General features: G+C 63.3%; 17 protein-coding genes. 8 read left to right on the top strand and 9 right to left on the bottom strand.

Translation table 11 applies throughout. The annotated features are described in order from the left end of the window. The first annotated feature begins 2 nt into the window (after nt 1-2). Together ACYG97_RS19170 and ACYG97_RS19165 are read left to right on the top strand one after the other, a co-directional pair. Nucleotides 3-809: an HAD-IIB family hydrolase gene (locus ACYG97_RS19170; protein ID WP_031262149.1), complete on the top strand. Its 807-nt coding sequence runs from the start codon at nt 3-5 to the stop codon at nt 807-809. A 2-nt stretch (nt 810-811) separates the two neighbouring features. Beyond that, nucleotides 812-1,594, top strand: coding sequence for a DeoR/GlpR family DNA-binding transcription regulator (locus tag ACYG97_RS19165; protein ID WP_023712282.1), 783 nt, complete (start codon nt 812-814; stop codon nt 1,592-1,594). A 10-nt stretch (nt 1,595-1,604) separates the two neighbouring features. Here ACYG97_RS19165 and ACYG97_RS19160 read toward each other — a convergent pair whose 3' ends face one another. From ACYG97_RS19160 to ACYG97_RS19135, 6 genes are all read right to left on the bottom strand, one after another. Beyond that, nucleotides 1,605-2,114, bottom strand: coding sequence for an L-2-amino-thiazoline-4-carboxylic acid hydrolase (locus ACYG97_RS19160; RefSeq protein WP_023712283.1), 510 nt, complete (start codon nt 2,112-2,114; stop codon nt 1,605-1,607). Further along, nucleotides 2,111-2,896 carry an ATP-binding cassette domain-containing protein gene (locus ACYG97_RS19155; protein WP_023733636.1) on the bottom strand — a complete coding sequence of 262 codons (786 nt, stop codon included), beginning with the start codon at nt 2,894-2,896 and terminating at the stop codon, nt 2,111-2,113. The genes ACYG97_RS19160 and ACYG97_RS19155 overlap by 4 nt, the downstream gene beginning before the upstream one ends. Continuing rightward, nucleotides 2,893-3,894, bottom strand: coding sequence for an ABC transporter ATP-binding protein (locus ACYG97_RS19150; RefSeq protein ID WP_023733635.1), 1,002 nt, complete (start codon nt 3,892-3,894; stop codon nt 2,893-2,895). The genes ACYG97_RS19155 and ACYG97_RS19150 overlap by 4 nt, the downstream gene beginning before the upstream one ends. Beyond that, nucleotides 3,891-4,721 (bottom strand): ABC transporter permease, encoded by an 831-nt coding sequence (locus tag ACYG97_RS19145; RefSeq protein WP_023712286.1) that lies wholly within the window; start codon nt 4,719-4,721, stop codon nt 3,891-3,893. The genes ACYG97_RS19150 and ACYG97_RS19145 overlap by 4 nt, the downstream gene beginning before the upstream one ends. Next, nucleotides 4,718-5,704, bottom strand: a complete 987-nt coding sequence (locus ACYG97_RS19140; protein WP_023733634.1) for an ABC transporter permease — start codon at nt 5,702-5,704, stop codon at nt 4,718-4,720. Before ACYG97_RS19140 ends, ACYG97_RS19145 begins: the two co-directional genes overlap by 4 nt. Before the next feature lie 249 nt (nt 5,705-5,953). Beyond that, nucleotides 5,954-7,558: an ABC transporter substrate-binding protein gene (locus ACYG97_RS19135; RefSeq protein ID WP_023733633.1), complete on the bottom strand. Its 1,605-nt coding sequence runs from the start codon at nt 7,556-7,558 to the stop codon at nt 5,954-5,956. A gap of 363 nt (nt 7,559-7,921) precedes the next feature. On the opposite strand from ACYG97_RS19135, the gene ACYG97_RS19130 reads away from it, so the two are divergent. Beyond that, complete coding sequence (locus ACYG97_RS19130) at nt 7,922-9,112, top strand: M24 family metallopeptidase (RefSeq protein ID WP_023733632.1); 1,191 nt, start codon at nt 7,922-7,924, stop codon at nt 9,110-9,112. 171 nt (nt 9,113-9,283) lie between these two features. On the opposite strand, the gene ACYG97_RS19125 is transcribed toward ACYG97_RS19130, so the two are convergent. From ACYG97_RS19125 to ACYG97_RS19115, 3 genes are read right to left on the bottom strand one after another with little or no spacing between them, the layout of a single operon-like run. Further along, the gene (locus ACYG97_RS19125) at nt 9,284-9,700 is read right to left on the bottom strand and encodes a cupin domain-containing protein (protein WP_023669853.1); all 417 of its coding nucleotides are present in this window, start codon (nt 9,698-9,700) and stop codon (nt 9,284-9,286) included. Between the two features lie 4 nt (nt 9,701-9,704). Further along, nucleotides 9,705-10,559, bottom strand: coding sequence for a phosphoenolpyruvate hydrolase family protein (locus ACYG97_RS19120; protein WP_023733631.1), 855 nt, complete (start codon nt 10,557-10,559; stop codon nt 9,705-9,707). A 13-nt stretch (nt 10,560-10,572) separates the two neighbouring features. Further along, on the bottom strand, nt 10,573-11,766 hold the full coding sequence (locus ACYG97_RS19115; protein ID WP_023728576.1) for a Tm-1-like ATP-binding domain-containing protein: 1,194 nt from the start codon (nt 11,764-11,766) through the stop codon (nt 10,573-10,575). Between the two features lie 111 nt (nt 11,767-11,877). Here ACYG97_RS19115 and ACYG97_RS19110 point away from each other — a divergent pair, with 111 nt between their 5' ends. The 5 genes from ACYG97_RS19110 (at nt 11,878) to ACYG97_RS19090 (ending at nt 17,540) form a co-directional block, all read left to right on the top strand. Beyond that, nucleotides 11,878-12,561 (top strand): TetR/AcrR family transcriptional regulator, encoded by a 684-nt coding sequence (locus ACYG97_RS19110; RefSeq protein ID WP_023704248.1) that lies wholly within the window; start codon nt 11,878-11,880, stop codon nt 12,559-12,561. Nucleotides 12,562-12,863: 302 nt separating this feature from the next. After that, on the top strand, nt 12,864-13,976 hold the full coding sequence (locus ACYG97_RS19105; protein WP_031237758.1) for an ABC transporter ATP-binding protein: 1,113 nt from the start codon (nt 12,864-12,866) through the stop codon (nt 13,974-13,976). A 46-nt stretch (nt 13,977-14,022) separates the two neighbouring features. After that, nucleotides 14,023-15,456 carry an ABC transporter substrate-binding protein gene (locus ACYG97_RS19100; protein ID WP_023728574.1) on the top strand — a complete coding sequence of 478 codons (1,434 nt, stop codon included), beginning with the start codon at nt 14,023-14,025 and terminating at the stop codon, nt 15,454-15,456. Between the two features lie 80 nt (nt 15,457-15,536). Next, on the top strand, nt 15,537-16,598 hold the full coding sequence (locus ACYG97_RS19095) for a carbohydrate ABC transporter permease (RefSeq protein ID WP_023835039.1): 1,062 nt from the start codon (nt 15,537-15,539) through the stop codon (nt 16,596-16,598). A 3-nt stretch (nt 16,599-16,601) separates the two neighbouring features. Continuing rightward, nucleotides 16,602-17,540, top strand: a complete 939-nt coding sequence (locus ACYG97_RS19090; protein ID WP_023728572.1) for a carbohydrate ABC transporter permease — start codon at nt 16,602-16,604, stop codon at nt 17,538-17,540.

Raw genomic sequence — 17,540 nt, 5'->3', positions numbered from 1 at the left:
GGGTGCTACGTCCGCTCACCGACTTCACCGCGCCGGACCGGCGCAACATCGCTGTCGTGCTGACCGACATAGACGACACCTTGACCGACAAGGGGCGGTTGCCGGCAAAAGCCTATGCGGCGCTCGAGCGGCTGAAGCAGGCCGGCTTCATTGTCGCGCCGGTTACCGGCCGCCCTGCCGGCTGGTGCGACCTGATCGCCCGGCAATGGCCGGTGGACGGCGTGATCGGCGAGAACGGCGCCTTCTATTTCCGCTACGACGACGCCAAAAAGCGGATTGTTCGCCACTACGCCAAGAGCGCTGCCGAACGGCAGGCCGATGCCGCGCGCCTCAAGGAGATCGAGCAAACCGTTCTGCGCGAAGTTCCGGGTGCGGCGGTCGCGGCCGACCAGGCCTATCGCGAGGCCGATCTGGCGATCGATTTTTGCGAGGACGTGGCGCCGCTGCCCAAAACCGAGGTTCTGAAGATCGTCGGCATCTTCCAGCGCTATGGCGCGATGGCGAAAATCTCGTCCATCCACGTCAATGGCTGGTTCGGCAAATACGACAAACTGTCGACAAGCCGGCTATTCTTGCGGGACTGTTTCGGTATAGATATCGACCACGACAAGGACAGCATTGTCTTCGTCGGCGATAGTCCAAACGATGCACCAATGTTCGGCTTCTTCCCCAACAGCGTCGGCGTCGCTAATGTGCTGGACTTCGCCGGCGAGCTTCCTGCGTCTCCCGCCTTCGTCACAAGAGGGCGCGGCGCGGAGGGATTTGCCGAGTTTGGCGACGCGCTGATTGCTGCAAAGGGAATGGAATAGTCATGGACCAAGGCCGACTGACGAAGAAGGAGCGGCACGCGCTTATCCTTTCGGAAGTGCGCCGGTCGGCGTCGATACGCATCTCCAAGCTCGCACGGCGCATCGGCGTCGCCGGCGAGACCATCCGCCGCGATCTCATCGAACTCGGCGATGCCGGGCTGATCAACCGCACCTATGGCGGTGCGACGATCTCGCTGGTGACATCAGAACCGGTGATTTCGGAGCGTGGCCTGACCCTGATCGAGGAGCGCGCCCGCATCGGCCGCGGCGCGGCAAGCCTTGTCGAGAAGGGCCAGATCGTGATGATCGATGGCGGTTCGACCACCTATGAGGTGGCGCGCAACCTTTCGCAGCTGAAGCGCGACCTGACCATCATCACCAATTCCACCGGAGTGGCCTCTGTGGCCGGCGCCAATCCGACCTTTCGGGTGCTGCTCTGCCCCGGGACCTATGATAGCCGGGAAGGCAGCGTGTTGGGCGAAGACACCGTCGAGTTCCTGCGCCGCTACAATGCCGACGTCGCCATTATCGGCGCATCGGGGATAAGCGCCGATGGTCCGAGCGACATGATCTCGGGCGCCGCGGCCGTTAAACGCGCAATGATATCGCGTTCACTGTCGACGGTGCTGGTGGTGACCCACGACAAGTTTGGCCGCAGCAGTCTGGAACGCATCTGCGGGCTCGATGACATTGCCGATATCGTCACCGACAGCGAACCGAAGGCCGACCTGCGCACTGCTGCCGAACAGGCGGGCACGGAGATGCATGTGTTTGCCGCCGACTGATCAGCATTGGCTATCCGGCGGCATCCCGGTTGGTCAGCGCGATGTGGCAGCAGCCGGAGCCGTGGCCCGGCGTCCAGGTGACATTGTCGAAGCGCACGCCCGTTGCCTCGAACAGACCACGGTCGAAAGCGCCGGCGATGCGGCAGAGCGTGGCGAGTTTTTCATCACCGACACCGGCCTCGACCCAGGCGTCCTTCAGCGGACAACGCTTCACCTTGAAGGCGATGTGGTCCGGCCCGCGCTCGACATCGGTCGGATACATCAGGCCGCCATCCGGGCTGACGGCCAAAAATGCCTCGCCGATGGCCGGCGCGTCGTTAGGTCCGAAACGGGCGAAGGCGGCCGCCGCCACCTCCTTGCCGCGCTGCTCGATGGTGCGGATCATGATCGCCTCGGCCTTTTCCGCGCCGAGTTCGCCGGTCAGCTCGTCGAGAAACAGACGGTAGAGATCGGCGCGGTTGCGGAAGGCGGAATCGAGTTCGCGCGAGAGTTTTTCGGCTCTGGCTTCTGGTTCGGTCATGGTACTTGCCTGCTGCTTCTGTCCAATCTTGGCGCCGCCGCAACCAGCGCCTTGCCGATTGCCGATTGCGGCGCGTCGACTACGTTGCGGGCGTCGCCGCTCTCGGCGATCCGCCCGGCGTTGAGAAGAACGACGCGGTGGGCGATGGCCCGTACGACGCCGAGATCATGCGAAATGAAGAGATAGGCGATCCGTTCCCTGGCTTGCAGGTCGAGCAGCAACTCAAGGATCTGTCCGCGGACCGAAACGTCGAGCGCCGACACCGCCTCGTCGAGCACGATCAGCGACGGTTTGGTCGCGATGGCTCGGGCGATGGCGACGCGCTGGCGCTGGCCGCCGGAGATTTCGTGAATGGCGCGCGGGGCGAGATCGGCTGCCAGCCCGACGCGATCCAGCAAGGCAGCAATGCGGGCCGGCCTCTCGGCGCGGGAAGCGATGGCATGGATGCGCAAGGGATCGTCAAGCACGCGAGCCACCGTGGCGCGCGGGTTGAACGCGGCGAGCGGATCCTGGAACACCATTTGCAGGCGCGCGCGCTTGGTGCGCAGGGCCGCACCGTTCAAAGCCAGGAAATCGCCACCTTCGAACTGGATGTGTCCAGCATCAGGCTCGATCAGCCTGAGCACTAGGCGCGCGATTGTCGACTTGCCGCTGCCGGAGGGCCCGGCCAGCGCCAGCGTCTCGCCGGGTTCGATGGCGAAGGAGACACCGTCGACGGCCGCGATGGCCTTGCCGCCACGACGGTATCGCTTGGTAAGACCGGAGACGGTGAGCAAGTTCATGCCGGCGCCCGTCGTAGCAGCGGATCGGCGTCGAGGCCGAGATGGGCGTCGAGCAGCGTTCGCGTATAGGCATGGCGCGGGGCGTTTATGATTTGCTCCGTCGTGCCGAGTTCGATCAGTTCGGCGTTCCGGAATACAGCGATACGCTCTGCGAGTTCGGCGGCCAGCGCGATGTCGTGGCTGATGAACAGCAGCGTCATGCCGTCCTCCGCCACCAGTTGCCGAATGAGGCTGACGATTTCGGCTTGCACAATGGTGTCCAGCGCGCTGGTCGCCTCATCGGCGATCAGCAGTTTCGGACCGGCTGCAATGGCCGCGGCAATTGCAACGCGCTGCTTCTGGCCGCCGGAGAGCTGGTGCGGGAAAGCACGCATGGCGGTTTGTGGGTCGGGCAGCCGGACACGTTGGAGCAGGGTTTTGGCTTTGGCGTAAGCTTGTGGCCAGTCGAGGCCGAGGTGGGTGCGGGCGACTTCGGCGATCTGTTTGCCGACGGTCATGACGGGGTCGAGGCTGGCGGAGGGGTCCTGGAAGACGAAACCAATGTCGCGACCGGGAAGGGGGAGCGTACTGGGTTCGGTTAATTTGAGAGGTCGGCGTTCCGTCACACCCCCCTCTGTCCTGCCGGACATCTCCCCCGCAAGGGGGGAGATTGCTCTCTCATCTCCGCCTTCGCCAACCACGAACGTTGCAGAAGGGAAGCCGTCGGCAAAGCTGCTGATCTCCCCGCTTGCGGGGGAGATGTCCGGCAGGACAGAGGGGGGTGGGAAGGATCGCGGCGCCTGAAATTGCCACTTGACATGCCCTTCAATCTTGGCGCTCGCCGGCAGCAGTCCAGCCACCGCCAGCGCCAGCGTGCTCTTGCCCGAACCGCTTTCGCCGATAATCGCCAGCCGCTCGCCGGCAATAACATCCAGGCTGACCCCCTTCAGCGCCGTTACCTCGCTGCCATCGCTGAAATAGCGCACAGACAGATCGCGTATCTCAGCCAGTGCGGTCACGACAGGCTCCTCCGCACCGCCGTCGTTTCGACCACGCCTTCGCCGGTGAGATAGACGCCAAGCACGGTCAGCACCAAGGCGATGCCCGGAACGATCGACAGAAAGGGCGCGGTGCGCAGCACAGTGCGGCCCTCGGCGATCATGCCGCCCCAAGTGACGCGATTGGGGTCGCCGAGACCGAGGAAGGACAGCGCTGCCTCGGTGAGGATCGCGGCGGCCACGATCACCGAGGACAAGGCCAGCACCGGCGGCAACGCGTTGGGCAACACCTCGCGAAAAGCGATCTCAAGCGGATGCATGCCGATGACGCGAGCGCCGGCGACGTAATCGCGCTCGCGGATCGACAGCACTTCGGCGCGCGCTACACGCGCCGGTCCGGTCCAGGCGCCAAGCGCTATTGCCGTGACGACGACGCCGAGCGACGGCCCGACGACGCTGACGAAGGCCAGCGCCAGGAGAAAACTCGGCACGGTCTGGAAGGCATCGGTGATGCGCATCAGCCCCTCGTCCACAAGGCCGCCGGCAAAGCCGGCCAGCGTGCCGACGACCGCGCCGATGAAGAGTGCCGCCGCTGCCGCCGCCAGGCCGACCGCCAGCGAGGTGCGGGCGCCGTGGAACAGTTCGGCCAGCACGTCAAGGCCGAGCCGGTCGGTGCCGAGCGGCAGCGACCAGTCCTGGAAGGGCGGCAGCAGTGCTGGTCCGGCAATGGCCTGCGGGTCGCCGGGGAAGAGCAGCGACGCAAACAGCGCCATGGCGAACAGAAGCGCCAGGATGATCGCGCCGGCGACCGCTTCCGGCCGGCGCAGGAACCGCGGCAGCGCGCTCACGCGCTGGCCTCGCCGGCGCCGACGCGCGGGTCGAGGAAGGCGTAGGCGATGTCGACGGCAAGGTTGACGGCAATGACGAGGACGGCGCTGGTGAGGATGATGCCGAGCAGCAGCGGCGTGTCGCGCGAAGCGACCGCTTCCTGCGCCAGCCGGCCGAGCCCGGGCACGGCAAAGACGCTTTCGATGACGACGCTGCCGCCCAGCATCTGCGCCGATTGCAGGCCGAGCATGGTGACCAGCGGCAAGAGCGCGTTGCGGGCGACATGGGCGAGCACGATGCGGCGGCGTGACAGCCCCCTGGCGCGGGCGGCGAGCACAAAATCCTGCCGCCACGCCTCGGCCATGCCGGCGCGCATCATGCGCAGATAGAGCGCGAGATAGATGAAGCCGAGCGCGGAAACCGGCAGGACGAGGTGGACGGCGATATCGGTGGCGCGGGCAAGCCCGGTCTTGTCCGAGGCGAGCGTCTCGATGCCGCCGATCGGCAGCCAGCGCAGGTCGACGGCAAAGACGACGATCAGCACCAGGCCAAGCCAGAAACCCGGCACGGCATAAAGCGCCAGCGAGCCGATCGACAGGAAGCGGTCGCGAAAGCTGCCGGGTCTGGCGCCGGCATAGATGCCGAGCGCCGAGCCGAGCCCGAAGGAAAGCGCGGTGGCGGTCACCATCAGGAGCAGTGTCGTCGGCAGGCGTTCCAGGATAACATCGCGAATTGGCCGCGAGAAGGTAACGGACTGGCCGAGGTCGAAATGCAGCAGCGCCCAGAGATAGTTCGCGAGCCGGGTCAACTCGGACTGGTCGAGGCCCCAGCGATGACGCAGCAATTCGATCATGCCGGCGTCGCCGCCGGTCGAGACGATGTAGGCGTCGACCGCGTCACCGGGGGCGGCTTCCAGGAGGAGGAATGTGCCGATGATGACGATCAGCAGCACGAAGATGCTGCCGGCGAGGCGACGGCGGATGAGGGTGAGGGCGCGGGTCATGGCTGCCTTACCCTCCCCCTTGTGGGGAGGGTCGATCCGCGAAGCGGAGCGGGGTGGGGGTTCTCGTAGGGCGCTACCCCCACCCCGTCGAGCGGCTGCCGCTGCGCAGCAACCGCTCGCCGACCCTCCCCACAAGGGGGAGGGTGAAGGTTGGCGCTATCCGGCAGGACAGAACAGAGGCGTGAAGGAACTCTCATCCCTGATGATGAGCATTCGTCCAACCGATGCGCAAGCATGCCGGGCTGATCGCTAGCCAGCCAGATATGTGTCCGCCCAGTTCGACACCGCCCAGCGCGGGTTGTTAGCGATGTTCCCCACCGTCTCCCGCGCGACGCTGATGAAGCTCCATTCGGCGACGTTGATCAGCGGCAGGTCCGCCGCGACCTGTTTCTGGAATTCCTTGTAGAGGTCGGTGCGCGCTGACGTATCCAGCGTCTCCGAAGCCTTGGCGATCAGCGCGTCGAGCGCGGCGTTCTTGTAGCCGCCCTGGTTGGAGAACGGCACGCCGTCGGGAATGCCGCTCTGCACCAGGATGGTGGTCGAGATCGCCGGGTCGCCGCGGAACACCGGCGGGCCGACGGCGAGGTCGAAGGCGTGGTCGGTGTAGACGGCCTTGATGTGCGCGGCCGAGTCGTTGTTGACGATCACGGCGTCGATGCCGATTGCCGCCAGCGCCTGGCGCAGATAGTCGCCGAACTGCTTGGTCTCGTTGAAATAGGGTGCCGGCAGGAGTTTCAGCGCAAAACGCTTGCCGTCATCGGCGCGCTTGTACCCCGCGTCGTCGAGCAAGGCGTTGGCCTTGGCGACGTCGAATGGATAGATCGGCACGTCGGCAGTGTAGAATTGCGGATCGTTCTTCGGCACCGGGCCGGTGGCGGTGGCGGCATAGCCGAGGAACACCGTCTTGACGACGAAGTCCTTGTCGATGGCATGCGCGATCGCCTGGCGGACCTTCACGTCGGCCAGTTCCTTGCGGCGATGGTTGATCTCGACGACGAGCTGATAGGTCAGCCCCTCATAGCCCTTGGAGATCACCTTCAGGCCCGGCACCTTGGAGATGCGGTCGAGGTCGGCCAGCGGCACGGCGGAGAAGGCGGCGAGCTGGATCTCTTCGGCCTCGAGCGCCGCTGCAGCCGACGTGCGGTCGGGTAGCACCTGGTAGATGATCTCGTCGAGATACGGCTCGTCCTTGGCCCAGTAATCCGCATTCCTGGTCAGCTTGTAATACTGGCCGGCCTTGTATTCGCCGAACTTGAACGGCCCGGTGCCGATGGGTGCATTGTTGGCCGGGTTTTCCTCGATCTTGCCGACCTCGTAGATGTGCTTCGGAACCACGCTTGACAGCGCCGGCAGCGCGTTGCGGATCAGCTGGAACGGCGTTGGCTTGGCGAATTTGAAGACGGCGGTCAGATCGTCAGGGGTGTCGACGCTGGCCAGATCCTTGAACACGGTGCGGCCGAGATTTTGCAGCGGTTTCCAGATCTGCAGCGCCGAGAAGGCGACGTCGGCCGAGGTGAACGGCTCGCCGTCATGCCATTTGACGCCCTCGCGCAGTTTGAAGGTCACCGACAGCCCATCGGCAGCACCTTCCCAGGAGAGCGCAAGGCGGGGTTCCAGTCCGTCCTTGCCTTCGAACGAGGCTTCGGCCAGCGTTTCGACGATCTTGCTGGAGATGAAGAAGACGCCGTTGGAGGCGACGATGGCCGGATTGAGGTTGCGCGGCTCGGAATCGGCGGCAAGCACGAGGCGGCCGCCCTTCTTCGGCGTCTGCGCCCAGCTGAATGTGGGCATGGCGGTGGAGGCCAGCAGCAAAGCTGAGCCGCCAAGCAGCGTGCGTCTGGAAATATCTGACATGACCGAACTCCGTCCTCTCCGCGACCAGATGGGCGCACCCCTCGAAGCTGGCGGCACCCGCCAGCATCCTCGCGGCGATTATGGCCCTTGCCAAGGGTTTCGCCAGAGACGGAATTGGCGCATCCTTGCTTGGCTTTGAAATTTTCGTCCGCTGGACCAGTTTAGAGGTGGCCCTTTTATTCTGATATTCTGGTAGGACCAGATTGCCTTGATATTCAGCAAAGACGACTTGGCGACCGCCCGCTGAAGCAATTTGACCCTATTTCTGGCTGGACCAGAGTGGACAATGATGCAGATTTGACGACAGCCAAGGGAATCGGGCGCAGCGCGGCCGGCGATCCCACGGAAATCAGGGAGAGAACAATGAACATTGCCCCGGGCAAGAATGCCGTCAGCAATATCCCGTTCGACCAGGCAAGGGTCGACCGGCTGATGGAGGAAGCCGGCATCGATGTGCTGCTGGCGACGTCCAGGCACAACACGCAATATCTGCTCGGTGGCTACAAATTCATCTTCTTCGCCGCCATGGATGCGATTGGCCACAGCCGCTATCTGCCTGTCGTCGTCTATGAGAAGGGCGGGCCGGATCATGCCGCCTATATCGGCAACCGCATGGAAGGCGCCGAGCACCAGAACAACCCGTTCTGGACGCCGACGCTGCATGCCGCCTGCTGGGGTACGCTCGACGCCGCCAATCTTGCGGTCGAGCATGTCAGCAAGATCGGCAAGGCAGGCGCCCGCATCGGCATCGAGCCGGCCTTCCTGCCGTCCGATGCCTATGCGCTGATCCGCAAGGCGTTGCCGGACGCGAAGCTGATCGACGCGACCGACATGCTGGAGCGCATGCGCGCCATCAAGACAGACGCCGAGCTGGAGAAGCTGCGCATCGCCTCCGAGTTGATCACCGATTCCATGTTGGCGACTATCCAGTGGGCGCGCGAAGGCACGACCAAGGCCGAGATGATCGAGCAGCTCAGGCGCGAGGAGACCAATCGCGGCGCGCATTTCGAATATTGCCTGCTGACGCTGGGCTCCAGCCACAACCGTGCGGCGTCACCGCAGGCTTGGAAAAAGGGCGAGGTGCTGTCGATCGATTCCGGCGGCAATTATCACGGCTATATCGGCGATCTCTGCCGCATGGGCATTCTGGGCGAACCGGATGCCGAGCTGGAAGATCTGTTGGCCGAGGTCGAGACGGTGCAGCAGGCGGCGTTCTCGAAGGTGAGGGCAGGCACCATCGGCGGCGATATGATTTCGCACGCGGAGGGCGTGCTGAAGGCGTCGAAGGTCGCGCCCTATACGGATTTCTTCGCCCATGGCATGGGCCTGATCACCCATGAAGCGCCGTTCCTGATGACCAACCACCCGGTCACCTATGAAGGCACTTATTCGGCCAAGCCGCTGGAGACGAACATGGTGCTGTCGGTGGAGACGACCATGCTTCACCCGACGCGGGGGTTCATCAAGCTGGAGGATACGCTGGCGGTGACGGATGCGGGGTATGTGATGTTTGGGGATCGGGCACGGGGGTGGAATAGAGGTGGGATAGCCTAGCTCGGCGCTACCCCCTCACCCGGATTGCCATCCGAATTGCGAAGGGCAATTCGGGGCTATCCGACCTCTCCCCGAGGGGAGAGGAGTTTGCGCCGGCGCTGGCTTCTGCCTCTTCTCCCCCTCGGGGAGAAAGTGGCCGCGAAGCGGCCGGATGAAGGGGGCCTTTCGCGATTACTTCCCCGCCGGGATCAACCTGAAATCCGGCAACTCCCGCAGCACCAGTTCGGGTCCGGCCGGCGAATAGACGACGAAGAGCTGCATCGGCCCATCGCCCGTGTTCAGTGTCGAATGGAAACGGCTTTCCGGCACATAGATGGTGCAGCCGGGGCCGACCTTGGCGACGACCGGATTGCCCTCCTCGTCCTCGACCATCTGCTCGCCATTGCCTGAGATGACGAAGATGATCTCTTCCGCGCCGGGATGGTTGTGGCGCGTATGGCCCTTGCCTGAGGGCAGGTCGACGACACCGCCGGAAAAGCGCTCAGCGCCATTCACTTCAGGCGCCACCGTCAGCGACAGCTTGCCCCAGTCAAAGCCGAAGGCGCTCACGTCCTTCGGGTATACGAACACCTTGCTCTTGTCGGTCATGATCTCATCCCTTCTTTTTCTTCTGGTCGTGCGGCGTGACGGCCTTGAAATCCGCCGTCTGCCTGGCGATCGCGGCTTCAGCCGGCAGCCGTTCCATCGAACTCGCGCCATAAAAGCCGTGCAGGCCCTTGCAGCGGTCGAGGATGTAGCGGGCATCATCCGGCATCGAGATCGGCCCGCCATGGCAAAGCAGGATGACATCCTTGCGCACCGAGCGCGCCGCGTTGGCGATGGCGTCGATCTCGACCACGCAGTCGTCGAGCGACTTGGCCGACGTGGCTCCGATCGAGCCGCCGGTCGTCACCCCCATATGGGCAACGACGATGTCGGCGCCGGCTTTTGTCATGGCGCGCGCCTCGTCGGGGTTGAAGACATAGGGCGTGGTCAGAAGATCGAGCTTGTGCGCCTCGGCGATCATGTCGACCTCCAGCCCGAAGCCCATGCCGGTTTCCTCAAAACTCTGGCGCATGCTGCCATCGAACAGGCCGATGGTCGGGAAATTCTGCACGCCGGAAAAGCCCATCGTCTTCAGCTCGGCAAGCAGCAGCGGCATGATGACGAAGGGATCGGTGCCGTTGACACCGGCCAGCACCGGCGTCTTTTTGACCACCGGCAGCACCTCGTAGGCCATTTCCTTGACGATCTCGTTGGCGTTGCCATAGGCGAGCAGGCCGGCAGCCGAGCCGCGCCCGGCCATGCGGTAGCGGCCGGAATTGTAGATGATGATGAGGTCGATGCCGCCGGCTTCCTCGGCCTTCGCCGACAAGCCGGTGCCGGCGCCGCCGCCGACGATGGGCACGCCGTCGGTGATCATCGCCTTGAACTTCTTCAATATGTCCTTGCGCGGTATTGCGGGCATTTGTTGACTCTCACTATCTGGCGATGTCGAGGAAGGCCGCGGTTGCGGCTTTGGCAAATTCCGGATCGTTGATGTGCAACGGCAGGCGTGAGACCCGGCGCGCGGCGTTCGGCTTGATGGTGCGCTCGACGGCATCGAACAGCACGGCGTCGGCTTCGGGGTCGAAGAAGGCGCCGCCCTCGATGTCGAGTGCCGAGACGCCTTTTTCGGGGATCAGGAAATGCACAGGGCCCTCGCAGCGAGCGAGCCTGGTGCCGATCCACTCGCCTATACCGCGGCATTCATCCACCGTGGTGCGCATCAGTGTGACGTTGGGATTGTGCTCGTAGAACAGCCGGCCCCTAAACTTCTCGGGAATGGTCGGCGGCGCCCAGAAATTGACCATGTCCAGCGCGCCGACCGAGCCTACATAGGGCAGCTTGGTGCGGGCGATGGCGCCGAAGCGGTCCTCCGTCGCAGGCAGCACGCCGCCGAGCAGCAGGTCGCAGACTTCCGTCGTGGTGATGTCGATGACGCCGGCGAGCAGGCCCGAGTCCGCGAGCTTCTCCATCGAGCGGCCGCCGGTGCCGGTGGCGTGGAAAACCATGCAGTCATAGTTGGCGCGCAACTGATCCGCGATGGCGGTCACGCAAGGCGTGGTGACGCCGAACATGGTGAGCCCGAGTGCCGGCTTGCCGGTGGCAGTCGGCGCCGGCTTTGTGGCCATGCCGGCGATCGCTTGCGCCGCGTTGTGTAGCACCGTGCGGGAGAGCCGGTTCAGTCCCGCCATATCGGTGACCGATGGCATCATGATGATGTCGGAGACGTCGACATAGGGCGCGGTGTCGCCGGAGGCGAGCGTCGAGACCATGATCTTGGGCAGCCCAAGCGGCAGCGCGCGCATGCCGGCAGTGATGATCGACGTGCCGCCGCCGCCGCCAATGCCGATCACGCCTGATATGTCGTCGCGCGACTGAATGAAACTGGTGAAGGCGGCGCCCATGCCGGCCACTGCCGTGCCGCGATCATCGATGCCGAGCACGCCACTGGCTCCATCCGGATGATGCGCCGCGACCTCGCTGGCCGGGATATCGACCGGCACGGTGGCGCCGCGCGTTCCGATGTCGACACGGGCAACCGAACTGCCGGTGGCGGCAATAGCATCGGCCAGGAAGGCAAGTTCCTCGCCCTTGGTGTCGGCTGTGCCCACCACGTAGATGCGCTTCATCGCGTTTCTCCCGTCACCGGCCGACCGGCGCCGGGTCGCCTGTCGCCCTTTGCCGGCCTTTCGGTAGGCAAAGGTCATTGCAATTTTTTGAGACGCGCGTATCGTATTGACATGGAAGTCTCACGTCAACAAGCCGCTGGGAACGACGACGCCAACGAGGCTGCAGAACGCGGCCCACGGGCCCGCACAAAACGGCTGATGCTGAAGACGGCGACGCGGCTGATGCAGGCGGGCGTCACCCCGTCGGTCAGCGAAGTCGCGGAGGCGGCGCAAGTGTCGCGCGCCACCGCCTATCGCTATTTCCCCAGCCAGGCAGCCCTGGTGCAGGCGGTGGTCGACGAGGGGCTTGGGCCGATCCTGACCTGGCAATCGACGTCCACCGATGCCGGGCGCCGCGTTGCCGAATTGTTCGATACCGCCATGCCGCGCATCGAAGCTTTCGAGGCAACTTTCAAGGCAGCGCTGAAACTGTCGCTCGACCAATGGGCGCAGCGGCAGGCGGGCACGCTGGGCGGCGAGCCGCAATTCACGCGCGGACATCGCGTCCAGCTGCTGAAGGATGCCATCGCACCGCTCAAGGGCCGGCTGCCGCCGCGCGAGTTCAAGCGCCTGGCGCAGGCGCTGTCGATGATGTTCGGCGTCGAAGTGCTGATCGTGCTGAAGGATATATGGGGGCTCGATAGCCGCGGCATGCGGTCGGTCGCGCAATGGGCGGCGGGCGCCCTTGTGCGCGCCGCGGTGGCGGAATCAACGGCTGAAATCGATGCGGCCCCGACAGCGGCATTGGCGAAATAGCGCCAATCTGGTTCGACCAGATTTGGATGTCCACTATTGATGTTAACCGGGATGGCAGTGCCGAAACAAGGCTCTCCTATATGAACGAGTAGGAAAATTCAGGGAAAACAGTCGGATACATGAAAAATCCGGTTATACAAGGTCCGGTGGTGATCCAAGAAAGAGCTTGACGGCTATCCAAAATTGGTAATACCAGATCAGGAAAGAAAAGGCGGATCGAGAATGACAGCCGCAGTCCATTTCGGCAGGGCGAGGAGAATCATACGGATGGCGCGTGTTCCGTCCGCACGAGGTGGCGCATCGTGACGCAGACGTCGCCTCGCGCCAGTGACGGCAAGGGGATTGCGCTGCGCCTCGATGGGCTCAGCAAGGCCTATGGATCCGTGCGCGCCATCAACGACCTGAGCTTCGCCGTCGACGAAGGCCGCTTCTTCGTACTCTTCGGGCCGAGCTCCGTTGGCAAGACGACGACGCTGCGCACTATCGCCGGCCTCGTCCAGGCCGACTCCGGCACGCTTGAGATCGGCGGCCGCGACATGGCCCATGCGCCGATCGCCGGCCGAGGCATTTCGATGGTCTTCCAGTCTTTCGCGCTTTACCCCCACCTCACGGTCTATGACAATCTCGCCTACCCGCTGCGCGAGGAGAAAGCCGCGCGCGCCGAGATTGACAAGCGGGTGAAAGAGACCGCCGAGATCCTGAAGCTGACACACCGCCTGAAGGCCAAGCCGGCAACCCTGTCCGGCGGAGAGCAGCAGCGCGTCGCGCTCGGCCGCTCCCTGATCCGCCGGCCAAAGATTCTTCTGCTCGATGAGCCGCTCACCAATCTCGACGCCAAGCTTCGGCACGAGACGCGCGCCGAGCTGAAGCGGCTGCACCGCCAGTTCGGCATGACCGTGATCTATGCCACGCCCGACGAGCTCGAGGCTCTCTCGATGGGCGAGACGATCGCCGTCATGCGCGATGGGGGCATCGTCCAGATCGGCACGCCAGACGAGCTTTACGAGCAGCCGATCAATACCTATGTCGCCAGCAAGATCGGCTCGCCGCACATGAATCTGTTCACGGCCTCGGTGCGCGCCGACACCAGATCTTTCGACACGCCGCTCGGGACTCTGGTTCCGGCGACGGCGCCAAAGACTGCCGATGCCAACGAGGCCGCGCTGATCGGCATTCGCCCGAGCGACATTCGGCTCGCCGCCAAGGGCGAAGCCGGGGTTGCCTCGAAGGTGCATCTGGTCGAACCGCTCGGCGACATAACGATCGTCTCGGTCGAGGCCGGCGGCGAGATGTTGCGCATGGTGCTGCCGGAAGCGATCGCCGCCAGCATCAGGACCGGCGATTCGGCATCGATCGCCATCGATAACAGGAAAATCCACGTCTTCCGCGCCGCGAGCGGCCAGGCAATGACCTGACTCGAACGGCGAGAAGCAATCCGGTTAACCAAGGGAGGAAACGCGAATGACGGCGATGACCAAACTGAAAGGGCTAGCGACAGCCGCAAGCTTCGCTGCCACACTACTGGTGGGAGGCGTGACCTATGCCTCTGCCGAAGAAGTGACGTTGACGATGGCGGTGCCGGATTGGCCCCCGACCCGCATTATGAAGAAGTTCTTCGACGAGCAGTACAAGCCGAAGTCTGGCAATACTGTGAAGCTCGATGTGGACTTCATTCCGTGGCCGGATTTCTACACCCGCGTCAACGCCTCGTTGACCTCGGGCGAAAAGAAGTACAACTTCATCGTGTCGGACTCGCAGTGGCTGGGCGCCTTCGTCGAAGGCGGCTACTTCCGCAAGATCAACGATCTCATCGATGCCGACCCGGAACTCAAGGCGACGATGGAGTCGATGCATCCCGCCGTGCTCAACGCCTACTCGACCTATCCCAACAGCACGCCGAACTACTACGGCTTCCCGCAGTTCCCGGACGTGCTGGTCACCTACGGCCGCAAGGACGTGCTCTGCAACAACGACGAGCAGGCCGCCTACAAGGCGAAGTACAATGAGAAGCTGCCCTGCACCGGCGAAGAAATCGACGCCATGGACTGGAACACGTTCGAGCATGTTGGCGAATTCTTCCAGCGCAAGAAGGGCGACAAGCTCGCCGGCCAGGTGCTGGATGACGATTTCTATGGCATCGCCTATCAGGCAGGCAAAGGCTACGACTTCTCGACGAGCTCGGTCCACACGTTCGTCTGGGAGCATGGCGGCGGCATCTGGGATGAAACCAAGGCCCCGACCGGACATGCCGAAGGCGTCGTAAACTCCCCGAAGTCCATCGAGGGCATGGAGCATTTCCTCAAATTGCTGAAGTTCATGCCGCCGGTGGTCAAGACCGGCACCATGGACATCTTCGTCTCGGACCAGTTGTTCCGTGAAGGCAAGGTGGCCATGAACATCGACTGGATCGGTCTCGCCGAAGCCTCGCTCGATCCCAAGACGTCGAAGGTTGCCGACAAGCTGGTGTTCGGATTGGCGCCAGGCCTGCGCGGTGCCGACGGCAAGGTGAATCGTACGTCACAGATCGGCGGACAGCCTTTCGTTCTCACCACCTGGACGACGCCTGAGCAAATCAAGGAAGCGGTTGGCTTCGTGAAGTGGTGGCTCTCGCCTGATATCCAGCACCAGTTCGCCGCCGGCGGCGGCCAGTCCGCGATCAAGTCGGTCTACAGCGATCCGAAGTATGTGACCTATCGTCCGTGGGACCGCGCCTGGGCGAACTCGCTCGACTGGCAGAAGGACATGTGGCACGTGCCGCAGTTCTTCGAACTGCTCACCCAGCAGCAGGACCAGTACGACCTAGCCATCACTGGCAAGCAGGACGCCAAGACCACCTTGGATAACATCGCCAAGTTCCAGGAGGACCTCCTGAAGAACGATGGTCTTATCCAGTAACCTTCCGACATAGCTGCGGGGAGCGGGCAAAAGCCGCTCCCCGTCATTGCCACTTCAAGCGCTCCATATTTCGGACTCCCATGACCGCTGTTTCAAGCACGCTGCTGACACCACGCCTTACCGCGGTTGTTGCCCACAACTGGAAACTCGCCATCGCTGTCGCTGTCGTCGTGTCGGCCATATCAATGGCGGGCTTGCCTGCGGCTGTCTCCTTCTGGGTGGTGGGCGCCGCGGTGGCGTTGGTCGCGGCCGCATTTACCGTCAACGCGTATCGCCGCCACTACTTCGGCGCCTTGCTGGTCGCTCCGGCAATCGCCGTTCTGTTTGTGATGAATATCTTCCCCCTGCTGTGGTCGCTGGGCCTTTCGTTCTTCGCCTACCAGGCAAACCAGCAGACGATCCGCTTCGTCGGACTCGGGAACTACATCCGGATCCTTACCAACGATCTCGCTGCTCACGCGACTTGGGGCGCGCTGATCAATACCGCCATGTTCGTCGTGTTCACCGTCTCCGCGCAGATGATCGTCGGCTTTCTGCTGGCCATCCTGTTCGCCAAGCAATTTCCGCTGCGCAAGTATTTGTTGATCCTGGTGCTGACACCGATGATGCTTTCGGTTGTCGCCTCTGGCGTGTTCTTCACCTACTACTATGACCCGACATTCGGGATTCTCAGCTACGTCATCAATTCCATCTCCGGCAACCAGTTCATCCTGATGAGCAACAAAGTCGGTGCCGTGGCGGGAATCGTTTTCGCCGACGCATGGATGTGGTCGCCCTTCGTCATGCTCCTTGTGCTGGCGGGCCTCGTCTCGGTGCCGAAATACCTTTACGAGGCCGCTGCCATCGACCGTATTTCCAGCTGGCGGCAATTCTGGATGATCACCTTCCCCTACATCCGCGGCCTTCTGATGTTGGCCCTTCTCTTCCGCACCATCGAGGCATTCAAGCTGGCGGATCTCGTCATCCTCCTCACCAAGGGCGGCAACGACACGCTGACGATCTCCTATCACTTGATCCGCATCGCCAACGAGCAGAACAAGACGAGTGAGGGCGCGTCGATCTCCTATCTGATGCTGTTCATGGTGATCGTTCTCACCAACCTCTACCTGTACCTCGCAAACCGCCGTACGCAGGGAGCCTAACCCGTGACCGAATCGATATTGGGAAAGCTCGGCTTCCGCAGGGCCAGCGGAGTAGACGAGGCCGGCTGGGGGCGGACGCTCGCCGTGGCCGTCGTCGCCTTTATCTATTTTCTGCCGGTGCTGTTCATCATATTCACCGCCTTCAAACCGCAGGGCGACGCGCTTCTGGTGCCTCCGACGCTGTCGCCCACGTCGCTGTTCGGCTTGATTCCGGATCATTTTGTGTTCAAGCCCACGCTCGAAAATTTTGGGTCCGTCTTTTCTCGCTCGATGACGTCGGGCGGTGCCCCGGAAGCGACAGGATTCGACCGTTATTTCTTCAACTCGATCTTCATCGCCTCGGCTTCGGTGCTGCTGGCGCTGGTCATCGGCACCCTGGCGGCCTTCGGCTTCTCGCGCTATCCGCTGAAAGGCAATGACACCTACCTGTTCATCATCCTGACCACGCGCATGCTGCCGGCGATTGTGGTGATCATTCCGGTGATCCTGATGTTCCGCGTAGTGGGCCTGTCGGGCTCGTATCTCGGCATCATCATGCTCTACACCGCCTTCAACCTGGCCTTCACCATCTGGATGATGAAGAGCTTCTTCGATGAATTGTCGCCAGACGTCGAGGATGCCGCCCGCCTCGACGGATCGTCCGGAATGCGGGTGTTCTTCAAGATTTGCCTGCCCCAGGTCATTGCCGGGCTCGCCGCCACGTTCGTGTTCGGCCTGATCCTCACCTGGAACGAGTTCCTCTTCGCCCTCTTGCTCTCGGGGCCCGACACGAGGACGGTCCCGGTCGCCATGAACCAGGCCGTGTCGTCGGGTGGACGCGGCACCGACTGGACTTTGCTTGCCGCCATCGAAACCCTGTTCCTCGTCCCAGTCTTCCTGGTCACCTTCTTCTTGCAAAACCATCTGTTGCGCGGTGTTACCTTCGGCACGGTGAAGCGCTGA

This window comes from Mesorhizobium sp. W067, assembly GCF_054719525.1.
This window is presented reverse-complemented; position numbering and strand designations above follow the sequence as displayed.

Coding starts and splice junctions, on each gene's coding strand:
- ACYG97_RS19115 (WP_023728576.1), bottom strand. CDS start 11,766: ATGAAGCGCATCTACGTGGTGGGCACAGCCGACACCAAGGGCGAGGAA.
- ACYG97_RS19120 (WP_023733631.1), bottom strand. CDS start 10,559: ATGCCCGCAATACCGCGCAAGGACATATTGAAGAAGTTCAAGGCGATG.
- ACYG97_RS19135 (WP_023733633.1), bottom strand. CDS start 7,558: ATGTCAGATATTTCCAGACGCACGCTGCTTGGCGGCTCAGCTTTGCTG.
- ACYG97_RS19140 (WP_023733634.1), bottom strand. CDS start 5,704: ATGACCCGCGCCCTCACCCTCATCCGCCGTCGCCTCGCCGGCAGCATC.
- ACYG97_RS19130 (WP_023733632.1), top strand. CDS start 7,922: ATGAACATTGCCCCGGGCAAGAATGCCGTCAGCAATATCCCGTTCGAC.
- ACYG97_RS19110 (WP_023704248.1), top strand. CDS start 11,878: ATGGAAGTCTCACGTCAACAAGCCGCTGGGAACGACGACGCCAACGAG.
- ACYG97_RS19155 (WP_023733636.1), bottom strand. CDS start 2,896: ATGAACTTGCTCACCGTCTCCGGTCTTACCAAGCGATACCGTCGTGGC.
- ACYG97_RS19160 (WP_023712283.1), bottom strand. CDS start 2,114: ATGACCGAACCAGAAGCCAGAGCCGAAAAACTCTCGCGCGAACTCGAT.
- ACYG97_RS19125 (WP_023669853.1), bottom strand. CDS start 9,700: ATGACCGACAAGAGCAAGGTGTTCGTATACCCGAAGGACGTGAGCGCC.
- ACYG97_RS19100 (WP_023728574.1), top strand. CDS start 14,023: ATGACGGCGATGACCAAACTGAAAGGGCTAGCGACAGCCGCAAGCTTC.
- ACYG97_RS19095 (WP_023835039.1), top strand. CDS start 15,537: ATGACCGCTGTTTCAAGCACGCTGCTGACACCACGCCTTACCGCGGTT.
- ACYG97_RS19165 (WP_023712282.1), top strand. CDS start 812: ATGGACCAAGGCCGACTGACGAAGAAGGAGCGGCACGCGCTTATCCTT.